This is a genomic window from Pedomonas sp. (assembly GCF_036515995.1).
Taxonomy (GTDB): Bacteria; Pseudomonadota; Alphaproteobacteria; order Sphingomonadales; family Sphingomonadaceae; genus Pedomonas.
Genome location: NZ_DATBUP010000203.1, coordinates 1 through 21,130, shown reverse-complemented (window position 1 = coordinate 21,130; position 21,130 = coordinate 1). Strand labels below are relative to the sequence as shown.

Annotated in this window: 16 protein-coding genes; 9 read left to right on the top strand and 7 right to left on the bottom strand. The window is 65.2% G+C overall.

Annotation, left to right across the window (positions count from 1 at the left end; all coding sequences use genetic code 11):
• Positions 1-914 (bottom strand): glutamate--tRNA ligase (locus VIG90_RS14990; RefSeq protein WP_331594324.1); only part of this gene is annotated, 914 nt, incomplete at its 3' end.
• Positions 911-2,566, bottom strand: a complete 1,656-nt coding sequence (locus VIG90_RS14985) for an NAD+ synthase (protein ID WP_331594323.1) — start codon at positions 2,564-2,566, stop codon at positions 911-913. The genes VIG90_RS14990 and VIG90_RS14985, both read right to left, overlap by 4 nt.
• 170 nt (positions 2,567-2,736) lie before the next feature.
• Here VIG90_RS14985 and plsY point away from each other — a divergent pair, with 170 nt between their 5' ends.
• From plsY to VIG90_RS14940, 9 genes are all read left to right on the top strand, one after another.
• Entirely contained in the window at positions 2,737-3,348 is a 612-nt protein-coding gene (gene plsY, locus VIG90_RS14980; RefSeq protein WP_331594322.1) for a glycerol-3-phosphate 1-O-acyltransferase PlsY, read from the top strand.
• A gap of 147 nt (positions 3,349-3,495) precedes the next feature.
• Positions 3,496-4,671: a DNA-processing protein DprA gene (dprA, locus tag VIG90_RS14975; RefSeq protein ID WP_331594321.1), complete on the top strand. Its 1,176-nt coding sequence runs from the start codon at positions 3,496-3,498 to the stop codon at positions 4,669-4,671.
• An 89-nt stretch (positions 4,672-4,760) separates the two neighbouring features.
• Positions 4,761-7,493, top strand: coding sequence for a type I DNA topoisomerase (gene topA / locus VIG90_RS14970; protein WP_331594320.1), 2,733 nt, complete (start codon positions 4,761-4,763; stop codon positions 7,491-7,493).
• Entirely contained in the window at positions 7,490-9,739 is a 2,250-nt protein-coding gene (gene rnr / locus VIG90_RS14965; protein ID WP_331594319.1) for a ribonuclease R, read from the top strand. Before topA ends, rnr begins: the two co-directional genes overlap by 4 nt.
• An 81-nt stretch (positions 9,740-9,820) precedes the next feature.
• Positions 9,821-10,750: a glycosyltransferase family 2 protein gene (locus VIG90_RS14960; protein ID WP_331594318.1), complete on the top strand. Its 930-nt coding sequence runs from the start codon at positions 9,821-9,823 to the stop codon at positions 10,748-10,750.
• Positions 10,747-11,190 (top strand): GtrA family protein, encoded by a 444-nt coding sequence (locus tag VIG90_RS14955; RefSeq protein ID WP_331594317.1) that lies wholly within the window; start codon positions 10,747-10,749, stop codon positions 11,188-11,190. Before VIG90_RS14960 ends, VIG90_RS14955 begins: the two co-directional genes overlap by 4 nt.
• Positions 11,171-12,871 (top strand): hypothetical protein, encoded by a 1,701-nt coding sequence (locus VIG90_RS14950; RefSeq protein ID WP_331594316.1) that lies wholly within the window; start codon positions 11,171-11,173, stop codon positions 12,869-12,871. Before VIG90_RS14955 ends, VIG90_RS14950 begins: the two co-directional genes overlap by 20 nt.
• 506 nt (positions 12,872-13,377) lie before the next feature.
• Positions 13,378-13,545, top strand: coding sequence for a 50S ribosomal protein L33 (gene rpmG / locus VIG90_RS14945; protein WP_259278248.1), 168 nt, complete (start codon positions 13,378-13,380; stop codon positions 13,543-13,545).
• Between the two features lie 113 nt (positions 13,546-13,658).
• Positions 13,659-14,447 carry a TSUP family transporter gene (locus tag VIG90_RS14940; RefSeq protein ID WP_331594315.1) on the top strand — a complete coding sequence of 263 codons (789 nt, stop codon included), beginning with the start codon at positions 13,659-13,661 and terminating at the stop codon, positions 14,445-14,447.
• A gap of 96 nt (positions 14,448-14,543) precedes the next feature.
• Here the strand turns inward: VIG90_RS14940 and VIG90_RS14935 are convergent, their stop codons facing one another.
• The 5 genes from VIG90_RS14935 to VIG90_RS14915 form a co-directional block, all read right to left on the bottom strand.
• The gene (locus VIG90_RS14935; protein WP_331594314.1) at positions 14,544-15,164 is read right to left on the bottom strand and encodes a hypothetical protein; all 621 of its coding nucleotides are present in this window, start codon (positions 15,162-15,164) and stop codon (positions 14,544-14,546) included.
• Between the two features lie 434 nt (positions 15,165-15,598).
• Complete coding sequence (locus VIG90_RS14930; RefSeq protein ID WP_331594313.1) at positions 15,599-17,752, bottom strand: prolyl oligopeptidase family serine peptidase; 2,154 nt, start codon at positions 17,750-17,752, stop codon at positions 15,599-15,601.
• 58 nt (positions 17,753-17,810) lie between these two features.
• Positions 17,811-18,338, bottom strand: a complete 528-nt coding sequence (gene moaB / locus VIG90_RS14925) for a molybdenum cofactor biosynthesis protein B (protein ID WP_331594312.1) — start codon at positions 18,336-18,338, stop codon at positions 17,811-17,813.
• Positions 18,339-18,343: 5 nt separating this feature from the next.
• On the bottom strand, positions 18,344-20,359 hold the full coding sequence (locus VIG90_RS14920; RefSeq protein WP_331594325.1) for a lytic transglycosylase domain-containing protein: 2,016 nt from the start codon (positions 20,357-20,359) through the stop codon (positions 18,344-18,346).
• Positions 20,359-21,130 (bottom strand): uracil-DNA glycosylase (locus VIG90_RS14915; protein WP_331594311.1); only part of this gene is annotated, 772 nt, incomplete at its 5' end. The genes VIG90_RS14915 and VIG90_RS14920, both read right to left, overlap by 1 nt.

Sequence of the window (21,130 nt, the reverse complement as noted above, 5' to 3'; positions counted from 1 at the left end):
TCGAACAGGGCGTTGGCCTTGTTGAAGCGGGACCAGTCGAACGTCTCCACCAGCGCGGCGCGATCGGTCACGGGCTCGATCGGCAGCGAGGTACCGAGGCGAGCGAGATAGGCGATCAGTGTTAGCGGCTCGACGCCCAGTGCCTTGTAGTGCTCGACGCCTGCCGAGCCGAGACGCTTGGACAGCTCGCCACCCTTGGTGGAGAGCAGCGCCAGATGCGCCAGCGTCGGTGCCGGAGCCTGCAGCGCCTCGAACATCTGGAGCTGCACCGCCGAGTTGGTGAGATGGTCCTGCCCGCGCACCACGTGGGTGATCTGCATGTCGATGTCATCAATGACGGAGGGCAGCATGTAGAGCCACGATCCGTCCTCGCGCCGTACCACGGGATCGGACAGCGAGGCGGGATCAAGGCTCACATGGCCCTGCACCAGATCTTCGAATTCAATGCGGGCGCTGGTTTCCAGCCTGAAGCGCCAGTGCGGGCGGCGGCCCTCGGCCTCCAGCTTTGCCCGGTCTTCTTCGGTCAGCTTCAGCGCCGCGCGATCGTACACTGGGGGCAGGGCGCGGGAGAGCTGGATCTTGCGGCGCATTTCCAGCTCTTCGCTGGTCTCGTAGCAGGGGTACACCCGGCCGAAGGCGCGCAGCTTCTCGAATGCGGCTTCATAGGCAGCGGTGCGGGCGGACTGGCGCTCCTCGCCGTCAATGCGGATGCCGAGCCAGGCGAGATCGCGGCGGATGCCGTCCACATACTCTTCGCGGCTGCGGGCAAGGTCGGTGTCGTCCAGCCGCAGCAGGAAGCGCCCGCCGGCTTTCTCGGCAAACAGGGCGTTGATGATGGCCGTGCGCAGGTTGCCGACGTGCAGGTAACCCGTGGGGGACGGCGCGAAGCGAACTACAGGGGGTGTATCAGTCATCGTGCGGTCCGGAAGGCGTTGGTGATGGGATAACGGCGGTCGCGGCCGAAGCTGCGCGGGGTGATCTTTACCCCCGGCGGGGCCTGCCGTCGCTTATATTCTGCAACATACAGCAGACGCTCGACGCGGGAGACGACGGCGGGGTCGTAACCGCGCTCGGCAATGGCATCGACGGAAAGCTCCTCCTCCACCAGTCCATGCAGAATGGCGTCCAGCACCGGGTAGGGCGGCAGGCTGTCCTCGTCCTTCTGGTTTTCGCGCAGCTCGGCGGTCGGCGGCTTGGTGATGATCCGCTCGGGGATCACTTCGCCTTCCGGCCCCAGCGCCTCGATGGGCCGGTTGGCGTTGCGCCACCGGCACAGGTCGAACACCATTGTTTTATAGACGTCTTTCAGCACCGAATAGCCGCCGCACATGTCGCCATAGAGCGTGGCGTAGCCGGTGGACATCTCCGACTTGTTGCCGGTGGTCAGCACCATGTGGCCGAACTTGTTGGAGAGCGCCATCAGCGTCAGGCCGCGGGAGCGGGACTGGATGTTCTCTTCGGTGATGTCGCGCCCGCGCCCTTTGAACAGAGCGGCGAGCATGGCGTCGAACGCCTGCACGGCGGGCTCGATCTGCACCGAATCCAGCCGCACGCCGAGGCGGTTGGAGCAATCAGCGGCGTCATCCAGGCTTTCCTGCGAGGTGAAGCGCGAGGGCATCATCACGCACCACACCTTGCTTGCGCCCAGCGCATCGACGGCAACGGCGGCAGACAAGGCGCTGTCAATGCCGCCCGACATGCCGAGCACCACGCCGGGGAAGCGGTTGCGGGTGACGTAGTCGCGCAGGCCAAGAACCATGGCGCGATACACGTCTTCCAGCTCGTCGCACGGGCGGCAGATCTCGGTCTTCTCGCACTGCCAGCCGGAGGCCGTGCGTGTCCAGTCCGTCACCATGATGTGTTCCTGCCATTCCGGCAGGCGGGCGGCCAGCGAGCAGTCTGCGTTCAGGATGAAGCTGGCGCCGTCGAACACCAGTTCGTCCTGACCGCCCATGCGGTTGAGGTAGATGAACGGCAGGCCGGTTTCCGTGACGCGGGCCACCACGTGCTGGAGCCGCTTGTCTTCCTTGCCCAGCTCGAACGGGGACGCGTTGGGGCTGATGAGGATCTCCGCGCCGGTTTCGGCCAGACACTCGCACACGTCCGGCGTCCAGATATCCTCGCACACCGGAATGCCGAGGCGCACGCCCTTGAACGGTATGGGCCCCGGCAGCGGTCCGGAGGCAAACACGCGCTTCTCGTCGAACACACCGTAGTTGGGCAGGTCGTGCTTGCGGGTGACGGCGGCGATGCGCCCGGCCTCCAGCAGCACGGCGGCGTTGTAGAGTGCGCTGTCTTCGGCCCAGCAGGTGCCCACAAGCATGGCGGGGCCGCCATCGGCGGTCACGGCGGCCAGCCGCTCCAGCCCGGCCTGCGCCGCATGATGCAGCGCGGGCTTCAGCACAAGATCCTCCGGCGGGTAGCCGATGAGCGAAAGCTCGGGGAACACCACCAGGTCGGCGTCGGCCACGCGGGCGCGGGCGTCGAGCATGGCGGCGATGTTGCCGTCGATGTCACCCGTGATCTGGTTGATCTGGGCGAGGGCGATGCGCAGGGTGTCGGTCATGTCAGCCTTTTAGGTGGGCGCGATGTTACGGGCAAGGCGCAGCCACGAGGCGGGCTGAATATTGCACGCAACTGAAAATGTTCTGAACGCATATAGGCTTTTGACGGGTTCACGCGCGGCGGGTAGGTTCGCGCCGAAACATGTAAGTAAGCTTGGGAGCGACAGGACAAATGCTCGGCAATCCTTGGGTGTGGGCCATTCTCGGCTATCTGCTCGGCTCGATTCCGTTCGGCCTGCTGCTGACCAAGGCCGCCGGGCTGGGAGACATCCGCTCCATCGGTTCGGGCAATATCGGCGCGACCAACGTGCTGCGCACCGGCAACAAGGCGCTGGCCGCCGCCACCCTGCTGCTGGACGGCGGCAAGGGCGCGGTCGCGGTGCTGCTGGCGGCGCAATTCTCGGCGGATGCCGCCGTGCTGGCGGGCGCAGGCGCGTTCGTTGGACACCTGTTCCCCGTCTGGCTGAAGTTCAAGGGCGGCAAGGGCGTTGCCACCTATATCGGCGTGACCGCAGCACTGGCGATCTGGCCGGCCGTGGGCTTCGCCGTGGCATGGCTGGCGACCGCGTTCATCACGCGCTACTCATCGCTTGGCGCGCTGGTGGCCGTCATTGTGACGCCGATCGTTGCCTTTTACACCGATCGCCTCGACATGGCGGCGTTGGGCGTCGGCATGGCAGCGCTGGTCTACTTTAAGCACACGGACAACATCGTGCGCCTGATGCGCGGCGAGGAGTCCCGCATTGGCTCGAAAAAGAAGGCGGCGGAAGACGGCGAGGAATAGGGGTCTGTTCTGTTAATGGCCTGAATGTCGTTAAAACTCAGTGATTTGGGCTTGTTAACTCATGCTCGTATTCGACTATTTTAGAGACGTTCTACGACCCCGGCGAACCTTGACCGTTCGCGCCCCTGCGCGGACACTTGGGCCGCTATGGGTCGTCCTCTCTCTCACTCGGCTTTTTCCCATCTGAGCACGGCGGAGCAGATCGCCCGGGTGCGGTTGATTCGCTCCGAGAACGTGGGGCCAGTCAGCTTCCGGCAGTTGCTGGCCCGGTTCGGATCGGCGGCGAAGGCGTTGGAGGCTGTGCCGGACCTGGCGCGCAAGGGCGGGCGGCGGAACATCCGAATCGCACCAGCGGCCCTAGCAGAGGCAGAAATCGAGGCGACACGGGCCGGTGGTGGGGAGCTGCTGTTTCTAGGCGTGCCGCCTTACCCATCACGCCTTGCACATGTGGAAGACGCGCCGCCGGTGCTGGCGGTGCGTGGGCATATGGTGCTGGCGGATCGGCCCGCCGTTGCCATTGTGGGGGCACGCAACGCCTCTCTGGCGGGGCAGGCCTTTACGCAGCGCTTGGCGCGGGATCTGGCAGAAGCCGGGCTGGTGGTTGTCTCCGGGCTGGCACGGGGCATTGACACTGCTGCACATAAGGGAGCGTTGGAATTCGGCAATCTGGCGGGGAATACCCCGGCCGGTGGCACCGTCGGCGTGATCGCAGGCGGCCTCAACGTCTATTATCCGCCGGAGAACGAGCGGCTGCAGCAGGCGATTGCGGAGCAGGGCTTGCTGGTGAGCGAGCAGCCGTGGGGCTCCGTGCCGCAGCAGAGTCACTTTCCGAGGCGCAACCGCATCATCTCTGGCCTGTCGCTGGGGCTGGTGGTGGTGGAAGCAACGGCCAAGTCAGGCTCGCTGATCTCGGCGCGGCTGGCGGGAGAGCAGGGGCGGCTGGTGATGGCGGTGCCGGGCTCGCCGCTGGAGCCACGCGCCCTTGGACCGAACAGCCTCATCCGGGACGGGGCGACGCTGGTGCAGTCCTGCGCCGATGTACTGGAGGCGCTGGAGCCGCAGCTGCGGCCGGATATTGCCGCACCAATCGTGCCGTTCGCACCCCAGCAGGCTCCGGCTTCACTGGTTCAGTATGAGGCAGATGATGAGGCGCGCCGGGCGGTTCTGGCCTTGCTCGGCACCGTGCCGGTTGGCGTTGACGAGGTGATCCGTGCTACCGGTCTGCCTGCTGCCGTGGTGTCGATTGTGCTGCTCGAACTGGAGCTGGCGGGGCGGGTTCTGCGTCACATCGGGCACCGGGTATCGCTCGTTCCAACGGTTTAACAGAGCGATTGGGACCGGCTCTGGCTTGCGAGACATTATAGAACTGAGGTATGCGTCCCGCCCCGTAAGATCTGAAAGGACGGGCCGCCGTGGATGTAGTGATCGTCGAGTCGCCGGCCAAGGCCAAGACAATCAACAAATATTTGGGGTCGAACTACAAGGTTCTGGCCTCCTATGGGCATGTGCGCGACCTGCCTGCAAAGGACGGCTCGGTGAAGCCGGCCGAAGACTTTTCCATGGTTTGGGAGGTCTCTGGCGACAAGCAGAAGCAGCTCAAGGCCATTGCCGACGAGGTCAAGGGAGCCGAGCGGGTCATTCTCGCGACCGACCCTGATCGCGAGGGCGAGGCCATCTCGTGGCACCTGCTGGAAGTGCTGAAGGCCAAGCGCGCCCTGCCTAAGGGCGGCGTGCAGCGCGTCACCTTCAACGAGATCACCAAGTCTGCGGTGACGCAGGCGATGGCCAACCCGCGCGACCTCGACCGCGAGCTGATCGACGCCTATCTGGCCCGCCGCGCGCTGGACTATCTGGTGGGCTTCACCCTGTCTCCGGTGCTGTGGCGCAAGCTGCCCGGCGCCCGGTCTGCGGGCCGGGTGCAATCGGTGGCGCTGCGGCTGATCTGCGATCGCGAGATCGAGATCGAGCGGTTCGTCGCCCGCGAGTACTGGACCATCGACGGGCTGTTCAACACTGCCTCGAGCGAAGCGTTCTCGGCGCGGCTGGTGCTGCTGGACGGCCAGAAGCTGGACAAGTTCAGCATCAACAACGCCGAAAGCGCCGAGCACGCCCGCCGCACGGTGGAAGGGTCGCGCTTCCGGATCGAATCGGTGGAGCAGAAGCCGGTCAGCCGGAATCCGTACCCGCCGTTCATCACCTCCACGCTGCAGCAGGAAGCCGCTCGCAAGCTCGGGTTCTCCGCAACCCAGACCATGCGCGTCGCCCAGCAGCTGTATGAAGGCATCTCCATGGGCGGCGAGACCACGGGTCTCATCACCTATATGCGTACGGACGGCGTGACGCTGAGCGGCGAGGCGATTGCTGGCGCCCGCGCGGTGATCGCGGAGGATTTCGGCGCGGCTTATGTGCCGTCTTCGCCGCGGACCTACCAGACCAAGGCCAAGAACGCCCAGGAAGCGCACGAGGCGATTCGCCCGACGAACCTGAGCCTGCGCCCGGACAAGGCGGCGCGCTATCTCTCGGCCGAGCAGGCGAAGCTCTATGAGCTGATCTGGAAGCGTACGATTGCGTGCCAGATGGCCAGCGCTCGGCTGGAGCGCACCACGGCCGAGCTTCTGTCGGAGGACCGCAAGACCGGCCTGCGCGCCACGGGCCAAGTGGTGCAGTTCCCGGGCTTCCTCGCGGTGTACGAGGAAGGGCGGGACGACAGCCAGTCCACCAGCGGGGATGATGACGACAATCGCCGGCTCCCGAAGCTGACCGTGGGTGAGACCCCGGCGCTGAAGGACGTGAAGAGCGAGCAGCACTTCACCACGCCACCGCCGCGATATTCGGAAGCCTCTCTGGTCAAGAAGCTGGAAGAGCTGGGCATCGGCCGTCCGTCCACCTACGCCAGCATTCTTCAGGTTCTGCGCGACCGTGCCTACGTGAAGATGGAGCGCAACCGCTTCATGCCGGAGGACAAGGGCCGCCTACTGACCGCGTTCCTCGAGAAGTTCTTCGAGCGCTACGTGGAATATGACTTCACGGCGGATCTGGAAGGCCAGCTCGACCAGATCTCCTCGGGCCAGATCGACTGGAAGGACGTGCTGCGCGCCTTCTGGGCGGACTTCGAGCCCAAAACCAAGGAAATCCTCGAACTCAAGCCCAGCGATGTCATCAAGACGCTGGACGAGTTCCTTGAGCCGTACTTGTTTGGTGCCAGGGAAGGCGAGCGCGATGCTCGCGCGTGCCCGGCCTGCGCCGAAGGCCGCCTGTCGCTGAAGGCGGGCAAGTTCGGCGCGTTCGTCGGCTGCTCCAACTATCCGGAGTGCCGCTACACCCGGCCGTTCGGCTCGGAAGAGGCAACGGCAGGGCAGGCTGACGAAGGGCCGAAGGTGCTTGGCACGGACCCGGCCACCGGGCTGGACGTCTCGCTGCGCTCGGGCCGGTTCGGCCCCTACGTGCAGCTGGGCGAGGAAGGCGCGGACAAGGTGAAGCCGCCAAGGGCCTCCATTCCGAAGGACGTGCCGGTCGATACGCTGAACCTTGCTCAGGCGCTGGCGCTGCTGGCGCTGCCGCGCACGGTCGGTACCCACCCGGAGACGGGAAAGCCGATTCTGGCCAGCATCGGCCGGTTCGGGCCGTACCTGCTGCATGACGGCAAGTATGCCCGCCTCCGGAGCACCGAGGAGGTGCTGACCATGGGCATGAACCAGGCCGTCGTCACACTGGCGGATGCCGCCAATCGTGGGGGGCGCGGGGAACGCAAGGCCGCCGCAGCGCTTAAGGAACTGGGAGCACACCCGGAATCCGGTGCGGCGGTAAAGGTGATGGACGGACGTTACGGCCCCTATGTGACCGATGGATCGGTGAACGCCACCCTGCCCAAGGGCATGTCGCCTGACGACCTGTCTCTGGAGAAGGCGGTGGAACTGATCGCGGCGAAGGCGGCCAAGGGTCCGGCCAAGAAGCCTGCCCGCAAGACGGCGGCCAAGAAAACCGCCGCCAAGGGCGCAAAGGACCAGGCCGAGGGTGCAGCGACCGAGAAGAAGGCGGCAGCCAAAAAGGCCCCGGCCAAGAAAGCTGCTGTGAAGGCAACGGGGGCCAAGAAGGCTCCGGCAAAGAAGGCGGCGAAAAAAGCGCCGTCAGAGACAGAGGCGTGACGCGATTGGCCAAACGGCAAGAGGCCGGGTTACCCACCCGGGAAGAAGTTCTCGCGTTTATCAAGGACAGCCCGGTTGCCGTCGGCAAGCGGGAGATCGCCCGTGCGTTCGGCCTTTCGGGCGCCGAGAAGATCGGCCTCAAGTCCCTGCTGAAGGATCTTGAGGTCGAGGGCGAAATCGAGCGGGCCGCCGGGCGCACCTACCATGTGGGCGGCCAGCTACCCAAGGTGGCGGTGCTGAAGATCACCAAGGTGACGGCGGACGGCGATGTGTTCGGCGAGCCGGAGGTGTGGGAGCATCCCGGCAAGCCGCCTCAGGTGAAGGTCATCGAGCGCAACCGGCGCTCGACGCTCGGCGTGGGCGACCGGTGCGTCGCCCGCATCGAGACGCGCGGCGACCGGTTCCGCGGCCATCCTCTGAAGAAGCTGGAGCGGCGCATCGAGAACGTGCTCGGCGTCGTGCGCAAGGCCGGGCGCGAATGGCGGCTGGAAGTGGCCGACAAGCGCCTGCGCGCTGAATTCATCATTCCGCCCGATCAGCTGAACGAGGCTGAAAGCGGCGAGCTGGTGCTGGCCGAACCGATGGGCCGGGGCCGCCCGATGGGCCTGCAAGCGGTGAAGGTTATCGAGCGGCTGGGCGATCCGTTCGCGCCCAAGTCCTTCTCGCTCATCGCCATTCACCAGAAGGGCATCCCGACCGAATTTACCGATGCTGCGCTGGCGCAAGCGGAGGCCTCCTCCCGCCAGCCGCTGGGCGAGCGGGAAGACCTGCGGCACATTCCGTTCCTCGTGATCGACCCCGTCGATGCGCGCGACCACGACGACGCCATCTGGGCGGAACCGGACGAGGATCCGAAGAACAAGGACGGCTGGACGCTCGGCGTTGCCATTGCGGACGTGAGCTACTTCGTGCAGCCGGGCTCGGCGCTGGACCATGACGCGCGGGAGCGGGGCAACTCGGTCTACTTCCCGGACCGGGTGGTGCCAATGCTGCCGCACGCGCTCTCGAGCGATGCCTGCTCGCTGACGTCTGACGCGGACAAGGCGGCGCTCGTTTGCCTGATGAAGGTGGACGACAAGGGCCGGATCAAGAGTTGGCGGTTCACCCGAGCGCTGATCCGCTGCGCGGCGAACCTCGCCTACGAGCAGGCCCAGGCGGCCATCGACGGCAGTGCCGACGATCACACCGCCCCGCACCTGAAGGGCCTGTGGAACCTGTGGGGCGGCTGGGGCGCGCTGAAGGCGGCGCGGGACTACCGTGAGCCGCTGGACCTCGACCTGCCGGAGAAGCGCGTCATCCTTGATGATCAGGGCAAGATCGTCGAGATCAAGGTGCGCGAGCGCTTCGATGCCCACCGGGTGATCGAGGACTACATGATAGCGGCCAACGTGGCCGCTGCCAAGGAACTGGAAAGCCACGCGGCGACCGGCGTGACCGGTGTCTACCGCATCCACGAACCGCCGACGCAGGAAAAGCTGCTGTCTCTCAAGGATTACCTCGAGAGCCTCGAGGTCAATCTGGCGCTGGGTCAGGTGGTGCGTCCGGCCCTGTTCAACCAGATTCTTGAGCGGACCAAGGAAGAGCCGTTCGCCGAGCAGATCGCCGAGCAGGTGCTCCGGACCCAAACGCAGGCCTACTACGGCACCGACAGCGTCGGCCACTTCGGTCTGTCGCTTCAGTCATACGCCCACTTTACCTCGCCGATCCGCCGCTATGCGGACCTGATGGTCCACCGCGGCCTGGTCAGGGCGCTGGGGCTGGGTGAGGGCGGCCTGACGGACGAACAGGTGGCGCACCTGTCGGCCACCGCCGAGCATATCTCGATGACCGAGCGGCGGGCGATGGAGGCCGAGCGCGACACGGTCGACCGTTACATTGCGGCGTATCTGTCTGAGCGCATTGGCGAAGTCTTCCCCGGGCGGATTTCGGGCGTGGCCAAGTTCGGCCTGTTCGTCACCATCGAGGGGCTGGGCGGCGATGGGCTCATCCCCATCAGCACCCTAGGCGAGGAGCGTTTCACCTTTGACGAAGGCGGCCGCCGCCTTGAAGGGGACTGGACCGGCGCTAGTTTCTCGCTGGGCCAGCGCCTGCCGATCCGCCTGGTGGAAGCCAATCCGGTGACCGGCGGGATGCGGTTCGAGCTGGTGGAAATGCCTGAAGGCGAGGACGGTGCAGGCCGTTCCCGCCCGTCGCCGCGCTCGCGCAAGGTGAAACGAAACGGCGGACGGGTGCGCAGGCGGGGTTAATCGCACAGTTGCGACTGCTGGCAAGGTTGAGAACGGGACGGCAGCGTGCCAAACACGGGGCGCGCTGGAGGGAGATTCCGGATGAAGGACAAAGTGTTGCTGGAGCAGGTTGGCTCCGCGGTCGAGGCTCCGGCCGGTATCGCCTATTCCGTGCTGATCCCATGCTATAACGAGCAGGGTGCGATCCGCGACACCATTGAGGCCGTGGTTGCTGCCTGTGAGGCTTCGCTGGCGCCGGACAGCTTCGAGGTGCTGGTGATCGATGACGGTTCCAGCGATGCATCCGTTGCCGTTATTGAAACCGTGGCGGAGACGGACGCGCGGGTGCGCCTGATCCGGCATCGCAAGAACAAGGGCTACGGCGCGTCCCTCAAGACCGGCCTCGGCGTGGCTCGGGGTGCGTGGGTTGCGATTACGGATGCGGACGGCACCTATCCGAACCTGCGCATGGGCGAGTTGTTCTCTCTACCGGATGCGGACATGGTGGTGGGCGCACGCATCGGCAATGACGTGGTCTATTCCAAGGTCCGGGCCATTCCGAAGATCTTCCTGCGCCGCTATGCGCAGTGGATCACCGGCACCCACATCCCGGACATCAACTCCGGGTTTCGCGCCTTCCGCGCCGATGTGGCCCGGCGTTACCTCGACCTCTATCCGGACGGTTTCAGCTTCACCACCACCATCACCATTTCCATGCTGATGGAAGGGCGGGAGGTGATCTACGAGCCCATCTCGTACACGCCGCGCATCGGTAAGTCGAAGATCAAGCCGATCCGGGACACGCTGCGCTTCGTCAGCACCATTGCCCGCACCGGCATGTTCTTCGCCCCGCTGAAGGTTCTGAAGCCGTTCATTCTGTTCTTCTGGGCGGCGTTTTTCATCAGCGCGATCTATGACACGTTCGTGCTGACGGACCTGACCGACAAGACCACGACGGCCCTGTTGCTGGCGCTCAACACCACGGTGCTGGGCCTGCTGGCGGATCTGATCGACCGGCGCACCCGCCGATGAGCACGCTCCCTCGGATGCGGATTCTGGGGGTGCCGGTTCCACAGGCGCTGGAGGCGCATGTGCGTCCGTTCGCCATGTACATCGCAACGGGCTTCTTCTCCGGTGGGATGAACCTTGCGCTGACCTGGGGCCTGACCGAACTGGCGGGGCAGGACCCGCGCGTGTCCTACGCCTGCACGCTGGCCATTCTGCTGGTCATCAATTTCTTCATCGGGCGGCACCTGATCTTCGGCTCGACCGACGGGGGCGCGGCACGCCAGTTCGTGCGGTTCGCCGGTACGTCCGGCACGGCGCGGCTGCTGGAGTGGTCTCTGTTCTCCCTGCTGGTCACCCACTCCCCGTTGCACTATCTCCTCGTGACGATCCTCGTCCTGGGCACCTCCTTCTGCGTGAAATATGTGGTTTACCGGCGATTCGTCTTTGCCAAAGCTGCTGCCTGACGTCTCTGGCCAAAAGGCGGCACAGGGCTGGCGCTGGCTGCCGCTGGCTGCTGCTGCCGTGCTTGGCCTTGTCTGGCTGATTCTCGCCTTTTCGGACCCGTTCGCGATTCAGGACGATGCCCGCCAGCACGTGGTCTGGTTCGAGGCCATGCTTGACCCGAGCCTGTTCCGGGACGATTTCATCGCCACTTTCTTCGTTGGCAGCAACACGCCGATCTACAAGGCGTTCTATTGGCTGCCTGCTCAGCTTGGCGCCTCCGCGCTGCTGATGGCCAAGCTCTACCCGGTGGCGCTGACCCTGCTGACCGCCTGGCTGGCGTGGCGCTTCCTGCTCACAACCGGCATCGGCTCACTGGCGGCGGCGCTGGGCGCGGTGCTGTTCGTGCAGGGCATCTGGGTGAGCGACGATATCGCCAGCGCGACGGCGCGGGCGTTTTCCTGGCCAATGCTGATGGCGGTGCTGGTGTGCTGGCGAGAAAATCGCCCGCTGCTAGGGGCTGTTCTCGGAGCGGTGTTGTCCCTGACCTATCCGACAGCGGCGGTGTTCGCGGGCGGGATAATCAGCCTGATGTGCCTGACGCATCTGCTGGACGGCCGGAAGAGCTTCGCCGAGCTTCGCGCCTTGTGGACCGGCCCGGCCATTATGGTGGCGGGCCTGTTCGTTGGTGCGCTGGCGGCCTTGGCCATGGGCGCAGGCAGGGGTGTGGTCAGCGGGGACGAGGCACGGCGGATGGCCGAGTTTCAGGAGGGTGGGCGCACTGCCTACTTTGTTGAAAATCCGGTGAAGTACTGGCTGCTCTCCAAGCGCTCGGGCGCGTTGCCGGAGCCGGTGCTGCGCCATGTGCTGCTGACCGTCCTAGTGGTGCTGGCCGCGCTGCGCTGGCGGCGCCTGCCGGTAGAAGTTCGCCGGCTGAGCCTTGCCGCGATCGTAGCGGGGCTGATTCTCTGGGCGGCGGCGCATCTGATGCTCTTCAAGCTATATCTGCCGGGGCGGTTTCCGTTGATCGGCGAGCGGGTGGCCTTTGCCGTGCTGGCGGGGGCAGCGCTGGCCGTGTGGCTGCCGCAACACCGGCGGGGACTATGGAAGGGGCTGGCCGTCGTTCTCGTGGCGTTGCCTTTGCTGGCGCTGCTGGTGCCGCAGCGTGTGCTCGGGCTCATCAGTGTGCCGGAGGCGCCAGGCCTGATGCGCGTGCTGGAACAGACACCGCCGGAGACGCTGGTGGCCGGGTTCAGCCCGGACCTCGACAACATTCCCGCTGCGGCCAAGCGGCGGGTGCTGACGGCACGTGAATACCACCTGCCGTATGATACCGATTATGTGCTGGCGATGCGGGATCGACTGGCCGATACGGCCGTAGCAGTGTTCAGCTCTGGGCCGGAGGGGGTGCGCACGCTGGTGCAGCGTTACGGCGTCACCCATCTACTCATTGCACGAAATGAAGTGACGCCTTCCGGGGCCCCGCAGAGCTGGTGGTGGCCAGTGCTGGCACAGGACGGCCGCCAGCCTGACTGTACTGCTCAAAGCTGCCGGGCGTGGCCTCTGGAGCAGGCCCGGTGCGTTGTGGCGCAGGAGCAGGAGCAGGTGCTGTTGTCGGTTGCCTGTCTGCTGGGGCCGGAGCCAGGGCACGGTGCTGGCGCGCTTCGTCCAGCCGGCGATCGATTCCCGCCAGCAGCAGGTTGAGGATATCTCGATCGTTTGAAGGTTCCAGCGCCATCGCGCGGGTCATGTAGGCCAGGTAGGGGCCGGTGCAGCGATCGGAAGGGTTGGCTGCAAGCTCCCGCTGAAACGCGCGGGCCAGTCCGGCGATGATATGGAAGCCGCAGTGTTCGGCCTGCTGCTGAAGCGGGCCCAGCCTTCGTTGCAGTTCGGAAGGGGACCAGCCGCGGTGGTGTCGGACAATCTGGAAAATGTGGTCACGCACAGCGATACGAGCCGGTTTGCGGCCTGACGCCACGAACATGGAAGTCATGTTCCGCCCTTTTTGAAATGGTGAGACGAAAAAAACGGAACCGCATACAAACAGTAGGCGTTATGCACGGTTTTGCCTTGCTCCAAGATGAACGGACTATTTACCGCCCCTGTCGGGCGGCCTTGACTTCTCATCTACCATGGGGCATAGGCGGCCACCTGTTTTGCAGGGCTGAGCGTGGCGCGCGCTGAGCCCCTGAGTCCTGAGGAACGAGACCATGGCGAAGCCGACGACGATCAAGATCAAGCTGGTGAGCACCGCCGACACCGGCTATTTCTATGTTACCAAGAAGAATCCGCGCACGCAGACGGAAAAGCTGACGTTCCGCAAGTACGATCCGGTCGTCCGCAAGCACGTGGATTTCAAGGAAGCCAAGATTAAGTAATCGGGCTGTCCTGACGGATTTTATCAGAACGCGGTAGGGAAACCTGCCGCGTTTTGCGTTTCCCGGTATCTCTTTCGGCCGGGGTGTGCTGGGTACGGGCGTTGGGGGCGGCGGTGGATCTCGCACCGGAAATCATCGGTTTGCTGTGTCTGGCGGCGTTCGTCGCCGGGTTTATCGACGCCATTGCCGGAGGCGGCGGGCTCATCACCATTCCAGCACTGATGGCCGCAGGGCTTGATCCGGTGACCGCCATCGCGACCAACAAGGCACAGGCCTGTGTCGGCACCACGTCCGCAACGTGGAGCTACTGGAAGGCCGGCAAGATCGATTTCCGCTCCATCAAGCTGTCCCTGTTCACCACCCTTATAGGGGCGGCGCTGGGGGCCGTGGCGGTCATGCACATCAGCACGCGCTGGCTGATGGTGCTGCTGCCGCTGCTGATGGTGGCAATTGCGCTGTATTTCCTGTTTGGCCCCAAGGCGACCAATGAGGATTCGCAGGCAAGGCTCACGCCGTTCGCCTATGCATTCGTGGCCGGCGGCATCGGCTTCTATGACGGCTTCTTCGGCCCCGGCACCGGCTCGTTCTTCGCGCTGAGCCTCGTGATGCTGGTGGGCATGGGCCTGATCCGTGCGACGGCGCACACCAAGGCGCTGAACCTGACGAGCAATCTTGTCTCCGTCGTCGTGCTGGGGGCGAGTGGCCATATCCTCTGGGCGCTGGGTGCGATGATGGCGATCGGCCAGTTCTTCGGCGGGCGACTTGGCGCACGCTCGGCCATGAGTTTTGGTCCGCGGCTCATCCGGCCGCTGCTGGTTCTCATCTCGCTCGTCATGGCGGCCAAGCTGCTGTCAGACCCTGCCAACCCGCTACATCAGGTCGTGATGGGCTGGGTAGGGTAAAGTCAAAGACAGGGAAGGGGGTCTCGGCCCCCCTTGCGATCCCCATGAGATTGTTGGGCCGCGCCCGTTTTTAGCGGTCGGTGCGCCTTCCCGAACTTATGGCTGCTTGGACTTTGGAGCCTGTGGCGGCGCTGCGACCTGTGGTGGTGCGGCCATCCGGACACGGGGAGGCTGTGGTTTGGGCAGGTCAACGGTGGCGGCGGCTACCTTGTCGTAGAGCGCCTCGCTTTCCTCGGAAAGAATCCGGAGAGTGCCTTGCATTGCAAACATAATTGCTTTGTATCGCGCTTGCAGCGAAGGGATTTCACCATTGCTGGGTGACCCGCCTAGCTCGGCCAGAAGTTCGGCAAGGCCGACATCCTGCATCTTCGCCAACCAGGTTTCAGAGAAGGTTGCGGGGACTCGCTCCGGCATCGAGGCCGTAATGCGGTCCACATCCGCCGCAATGATCGTTCGGACCCGCTCCGCGCACTCGGGCAGTTCGGGGTCGCAAAGCTGGGAAGGAGTTTTGTAAACGCGCTTTGCCTTGAACAGCGAGTCCATGATGGATTTCTCAACCATCTGGCGCTCGATCCGAATGGGGCCGTGAGCGGCAGCCATCGCCTCAAGGATCTGCGCGATCGTCTGCTCTCTGGAAGCGGATGGTTGGGCAAGTGTCGGAGCGGCGTCGAATGCAGTTAGGGCGAGGAAAGCCATGCCCATGATGTGAGTTTTCACGATTCTTGCCTTTCGGTTATCGAAGCGATCATATGCGCAGCTTGTTCGGTGGCAAACGGAAACGGACGTGAAACGTATGTCCTCAAGGTCGGGGCCTGCGTCGACAGCTTAGGGGTCTCCTTATTCAACTTCTTTTGAGTTGAGGTTGGCACCTAAATCATCCAGAACGCGAAAACGACGCTACGGGGGTTTAAACGCCCAATGAGTGGTTTTTGCCTAGCCAGGCTGCCGCGTATAGCCGAAGTGCAGCTTTCGGCGCTGCAAGGCGGCTTTGCAGGCGATTGCGGGGCGCTTCCGGGGCGGGCCGTGTCCCGCCTTTGGCAGCGCGCCTGACCCGGATAGAAAAAAGGCCGCGCCTCCGACAGGGAAACGCGGCCTGGAAGCGGGTGAGGGGGCAGAGGGCGTTGCACCCCTGCCTCCCCCAAGTTCTTTCCTCAGTTGGCTGCACCGGCGGCGGTGGTTGCCACTGGCACGGCTGGAGCGGCCACCGGGCTTTCGGACTTCAGCTGGCTGTTCATGTAAACCAGCATGAGGGCCGCGCGGTAGGCGTTCTCCTTGAGGTTGGCGACACCTGCATGTCCGCCGTCCAGGTTCTCATAGTAGAAGTAGGGCGAGCCGAGCTCCTCCAGCTTTGCCGCCATCTTGCGGGCGTGGCCGGGGTGAACGCGGTCGTCCTTGGTGGACGTGTAGTAGAAGATCTGCGGATACTTCTTGCCTGCGGCCAGCTTCTGGTAGGGCGAATACTGGCTGATGAACGACCACTGTGCGGGGTCATCCGGGTTGCCGTATTCGGCCATCCAGGACGCACCGGCCAGCAGCAGGTGGTAGCGTTTCATGTCGGCCAGCGGCACGCCGGAGATGATCGCGCCGTAGAGGTCCGGCCGTTGGGTGAGCGCCACGCTGGTGAGCAGACCGCCGTTGGAGCGGCCATAGACACCGAACTTGGCCGGGGTGGTAATGCCACGGCTGATCAGGTCTTCCGAGACCGCGAACAGGTCTTCATAGGCGCGCTGACGGTTCTCCAGCAGGGCTGCCTGATGCCAGGTCGGGCCGTATTCACCGCCGCCGCGCAGGTTGGCGACCACGTACGCGCCGCCTTCCTCGATCCAGAACTGGTATTCGGGCACGACGTAGCTCGGCACCAGCGGGATCTCGAAGCCGCCGTAGGCGAACATCCACACCGGCAGCGGGCCCTTGGCGTCCTTCGGCTTCACGATGGAGTAGGGCACCTTGGTGCCGTCCTTCGAGGTGGCGAACAGCTGCTCGACGGTGAACTTGCTTGCGTCGAAACGGGCGGGCAGGGCGTACGCGACCTTGGTGGGGCCGTCACCGGCTGCCACCAGTTCGGACGGCGTGGTGTAGCCCTCGCGCTTGAACAGGATCAGGTCGGACTTGGAACCGGCGCTGACCAGTTCCAGTGCCACGTCCTTGCCGACATTGAGGTCGGTGGAGACCCACGTGCCGTCCTTGCCCGGCTTGAGCGCCAGCAGGTGACCACGCACGTTGTCGAGAATGTTGACGTAAAGGGTGTCCTTCGCTCCATCGATCTCGCTGATGGCCTGACCCTGCTTGGGTGCGAACACCTGCTCGACGGTGATCGCCTGGCCGTTCAGCAGCGGGTCGATGGCGTAGGCGACGAGCGAGCCCTGGCGGTAGGTGGTGCCGTTGTGGGTCCAGTCGGTCCGCAGCAGGGCAATCAGCTTGCCGTTGAACACCAGCTTGTAGTCGGCATCGATCGGCAGCGGCGAGCGCACCAGCGTGCCGTCCGCCTTCATGTGGTGGACCTCGCCGGTGTAGAAGCTGATGCCGCGCATGATGACCGGATAGGTCCCGCGCTCGCTGATGGAGACGTCAGGTGCGGCCCACACGTCTTCCACCTTGCCTTCATAGACGGTCTTGGCGGCGGCCAGATCAGAGCCGCGCTTCCACGTCTTCAGAATGCGCGGATAGCCCGAGTTGGTGAGGCTGCCCTCGCCGAAGTCGGTGCCGACGAGCAGGGTGTCGCGGTCAAGCCAGTCCAGCCGCACCTTGGCTTCCGGCAGGCGGAAGCCGTCTGCCACGAACTGGCCGGTCGCGGTGTCGAACTCGCGTACTTCCACGGCGTCCTTGCCGCCGTTGGAGAGGGCGACAAGGCAGCGAACATAGTCTGGCTTCAGGCAGGTCGCGCCCTTCCAGACCCAGTTCTTGCCCTCGGCCTTGGCGAGCGTGTCCATGTCGATGAGGGTCTGCCACTGCGGCTGGCCGGAGAGGTAGGACTTCAGCGTCGCCTTGCGCCAGATGCCGCGCACATGGGTGTCGTCCTGCCAGAAGTTGACGACGTTCTCGCCCTGAATGGACGGGGTGGGAATGCGGCGCTTGTCGCTGAGGATGGCCTCGGCCTTGGCGCGGTACTCGGCGAACTTGGGCTGGGATTCCAAGATCTTCAGGGACTGGTCATTGCGGGCCTTTACCCAGTCCAGTGCCTTCTGACCCTCGACTTCCTCAAGCCACAGATAGGGGTCCTGTGTGGTGTCCGTTGTCGCGGCCGGTGCCTGCGCTGCGGCGGGCGCTGCCATGAGCGCCAACGCCAACGTGCTGATATATTTCATCCTTTGACCCTTCAAAGTTCGCCCCGTGAGCGACCCTGAAAGGCCGGACGGGGCGTTATCAACGTTCGGTCAATCGCGGCAACAGCTCCACGAAGTTGCAAGGCTTGTGGCGGCTGTCGAGCTGATCTTTCAGGATCTTATCCCAACCATCCTTCACAGCGCCAGTCGAACCGGGCAACGCGAACAGATAGGTGCCGCGCGCCACGCCCGCCGTGGCTCGGGACTGGATGGTGGAAGTGCCGATGCTCTGGAAGCTGATCCAGCGGAAGAGCTCGCCAAAGCCGGGGATCTCCTTCTCCCACACGCGTGCGAACGCCTCAGGCGTCACGTCGCGCCCGGTCACGCCGGTGCCGCCGGTGGAAATAACGACATCGATCTCCGGATCGTCGATCCACGCGTCAAGCTGGCCGGCAATGGCCTCGGCATCGTCGCGGATGATCTTGCGGGCGGCCACCTTGTGCCCGGAGGCCTCGATGCGGTCCGCCAGCGTCTGGCCGGACTTGTCATCCGCCAGCGTGCGGGTGTCCGAAACTGTCAGGATGGCGATGTTGACCGGCTGAAACGGCAGGCTCTCGTCAATCGGCACGGGACTTACCTTTCCTGTTCGGGCTGAGCCTGTTCGAGTTTGGGCTGCTCAGGACGGCTCTTGTTGAAGGCGGTCTGAACCTGCAGCGGCGGCGTTATGCCGAGAATATCGACCGTTTGCCGCAAGGGTGTGGGCGTGGTCGCAGGCGTTGCTGCAGGGCCGGGCTTGGGCGTGGAGGCAGCCACCGCGTCCTTTGGTGCAGGCTTGGCGATGCGGGCCGGGATGTCAGCCTCGGTTGCCGCCAGAATCGGCTGGGGCAGGGGCTGCGGAAACTCCGGCCAGCGGCCGTTGGCCAGCGCATCGAGGCTGGCGGTCTGCATGTTGAAGCGGAACTGGTAGAGCCAGTAGTACTGAAGCACCCGCTCCACATAATGGCGCGTCTGGGCGTACGGAATCGATTCGATGAACAGCAGGGGGTCGTCCGCGTACTTCTCGAAGCTGCGCCAGCGGCTGACGGCATTGGGCCCTGCGTTATAGCTGGCGAGGATCTTGGGCAGCAGCCCCCGATTCGTCGGCCAGTCGCGAAGGTGCTCCAGATAGGTCTGCCCGGCTTCCAGATTGAATACCGGATCGCTCAGGGAGCCGCTCGCGCCGTTCAGCGCGCCCTGTTTGCGCAACTGCTGCACCGTGGCAGGCATCAACTGCAACAGGCCGCGCGCCCCGGCGCGGGAGACGGCATCGGTCTGGAAGTTGGATTCCTGGAGCGCCAGCGCGAACACCAGCGCCTTGTCGATGCGCCAGCCGCCGTGGGGCGTCCAGTCCGGCGCGGGGAAGCGCAGGGCCATCGGCGCGGTCTGCCCCAGTGGCGGGCGCTGGCTCAGCCACTTCTGGGTAGAGGGCAGGCCGAGCGCGGAGGCCAGCCGCACGAGGGCATCATAGTTGTCGTGGTCGGTCATGCCCCACAGGTGCTTCAGCTCGCGGTCGGCGCGGCCGAGCTGGCCGATGCGCACCAGGGCAACGGCACGCTGAACGGCGGGAATGTCCTTGAGCTGGTTCCAGTCCGCATTGATGAAGCTGGGCGGTCCCCAGTTGAACGGTGGCTCCAGTCCCAGCGTGCGCAGGGCAAGGAGGCCATAGAAGCTCTCGGGCACCTGAGCCGCCAGCTTGAGAAGGGGGCTGACCTTCTTCGGGCGGCGGCACGCCATGTGGGCGCGGGCTTCCCAGAAGCGGGCGGCGGCCATTTCCTCGGCGGTGAGGCCGGGTTTTTCGCTCATGGCGGAGAAGTGCGTGCCGGCAAGCTTGCAGTCGCCCTGCCGCCAGGCGGCAAGGCCTGCGGTCCAGTGCGCACGGCCCGCGCTGGGGCTGTCCGCCGCGCTGGCCTGTGTCGCAATGCGCAGGGCGGCGGCGTCCTCGCCCTCGATGTAATAGCGCCACGCCAGTTGCTGACCCCAGTCGGCAAGGGTGTGGGGGGCAAGACTGCCGCGGTCCTGCTCGGCCTTGAGGGAGGCTTCGGCCTCGGTCAACTTGGTTGCAGAGAACAGGGGCGTCAGCCGCTTCTCCAGCCGGTTGGCGGAAACGGCCTCCAGCGGCGTCAGGCGCGGGGCCGTCCATGGGCGCGAGACCGGCTCGGCCGGGGCCGACACCCAGCCGGACGGCAGCTCGGGCAAGCTGGCATCGGCAGGCATGACGGTGCGGGCGCGCTCATGCATGCGGGCAGCCAGCGGATGGCGGCGGTTGGCGGCCAGCCATGCGTTCAGGTCTGTGAAGGACGGGCTGCGCTGCGCCAGCAGGCTTTCCGCCTCGATATGGCTGCGCAGCAGGGAAGAGCGGGCCTGCCGGGCCAGCTGGCGGGCCTTATCCGGCTGTCCGCTATCCAGCGCGCTGAAGGCCTGCGTGTAGATCCGCCGGTCCTCGCTGCCCAAAATCTGGGGAATGCTGTCAGGGATGCGCTGGGAGGACGTGATCTTCTGCGCAATGGCCGGGGAGAGCAGGGCGACCGGCGCGGTGCCTACGGCCAGCAGGCAGACAGCGGCCCGCAGCGTCGCCCGCCCGAGGGCGGCGAAGGTCAGGCGTCGAGGCATCACCGGGAGGTCCCGATCCGGTCCTTGAAGGCCAGCAGGTCTTCCCAGGAAAGACGCTTCTGGGCGGGCTGGCGTAGGAGGTAGGCGGGATGGAAGGAGGCGAGTACCGGAACGGTGACCTCACCGAAGGCGACATCCTTCCACTGGCCGCGCAGGCGGGTGATGCCCGCCTCGGTATCGAACAGGGCCTTGGCGGAAACGCCGCCCAGCGCGAGAATCGCCTTGGGGCGCACCAGTTCCACATGGCGGCGCACGAACGGCTGGCACAGGGCGATCTCCTGGGGCGTCGGCGTGCGATTGCCGGGCGGCCGCCAGAAGAAGACGTTGGAGATGTAGGCGTGCTCGCGATCAAGCCCGATGGCGGCGAGCATCCGGTCGAGCAGATGGCCGGCCGCGCCGACGAAGGGCTTGCCCTGCCGGTCCTCTTCCGCGCCCGGAGCCTCGCCGATCAGCATGACCCGCGAATCGGGGTTGCCGTCGAAGATCACCGTGCGGTTGGCGGTCGCCTTGACCGGGCAGCCGTTGAAATTCTCAATGGCGGCAATCAGTTCCTCAAGGGTGTTGGCCCCGGCCGCCAGCCGGGCCGCGTCCTGGGCGGCCTCTGAAACGCTGATGGATGCGGGTGCCATGGATGTGCGCGCCTCCGTCCTTGGCGGCATTGGCGCCCGCTGGGGCATCTGCTGGGGCAGGGGCTCGCGGGGTTCAAATTGCCGCACCTCAGGGTGCCGGGCAGGCGCAAAGCCGCCTGCCGACGCCAGGTGTTCCGCCGGT

Excerpts from the sequence above, each read along its gene's own strand:
- plsY (WP_331594322.1), top strand. The coding sequence starts at position 2,737 with ATGCTCGGCAATCCTTGGGTGTGGGCCATTCTCGGCTATCTGCTCGGC.
- rpmG (WP_259278248.1), top strand. The coding sequence starts at position 13,378 with ATGGCGAAGCCGACGACGATCAAGATCAAGCTGGTGAGCACCGCCGAC.
- VIG90_RS14955 (WP_331594317.1), top strand. The coding sequence starts at position 10,747 with ATGAGCACGCTCCCTCGGATGCGGATTCTGGGGGTGCCGGTTCCACAG.
- dprA (WP_331594321.1), top strand. The coding sequence starts at position 3,496 with ATGGGTCGTCCTCTCTCTCACTCGGCTTTTTCCCATCTGAGCACGGCG.
- VIG90_RS14960 (WP_331594318.1), top strand. The coding sequence starts at position 9,821 with ATGAAGGACAAAGTGTTGCTGGAGCAGGTTGGCTCCGCGGTCGAGGCT.
- VIG90_RS14920 (WP_331594325.1), bottom strand. The coding sequence starts at position 20,359 with ATGCCTCGACGCCTGACCTTCGCCGCCCTCGGGCGGGCGACGCTGCGG.
- VIG90_RS14930 (WP_331594313.1), bottom strand. The coding sequence starts at position 17,752 with ATGAAATATATCAGCACGTTGGCGTTGGCGCTCATGGCAGCGCCCGCC.
- VIG90_RS14985 (WP_331594323.1), bottom strand. The coding sequence starts at position 2,566 with ATGACCGACACCCTGCGCATCGCCCTCGCCCAGATCAACCAGATCACG.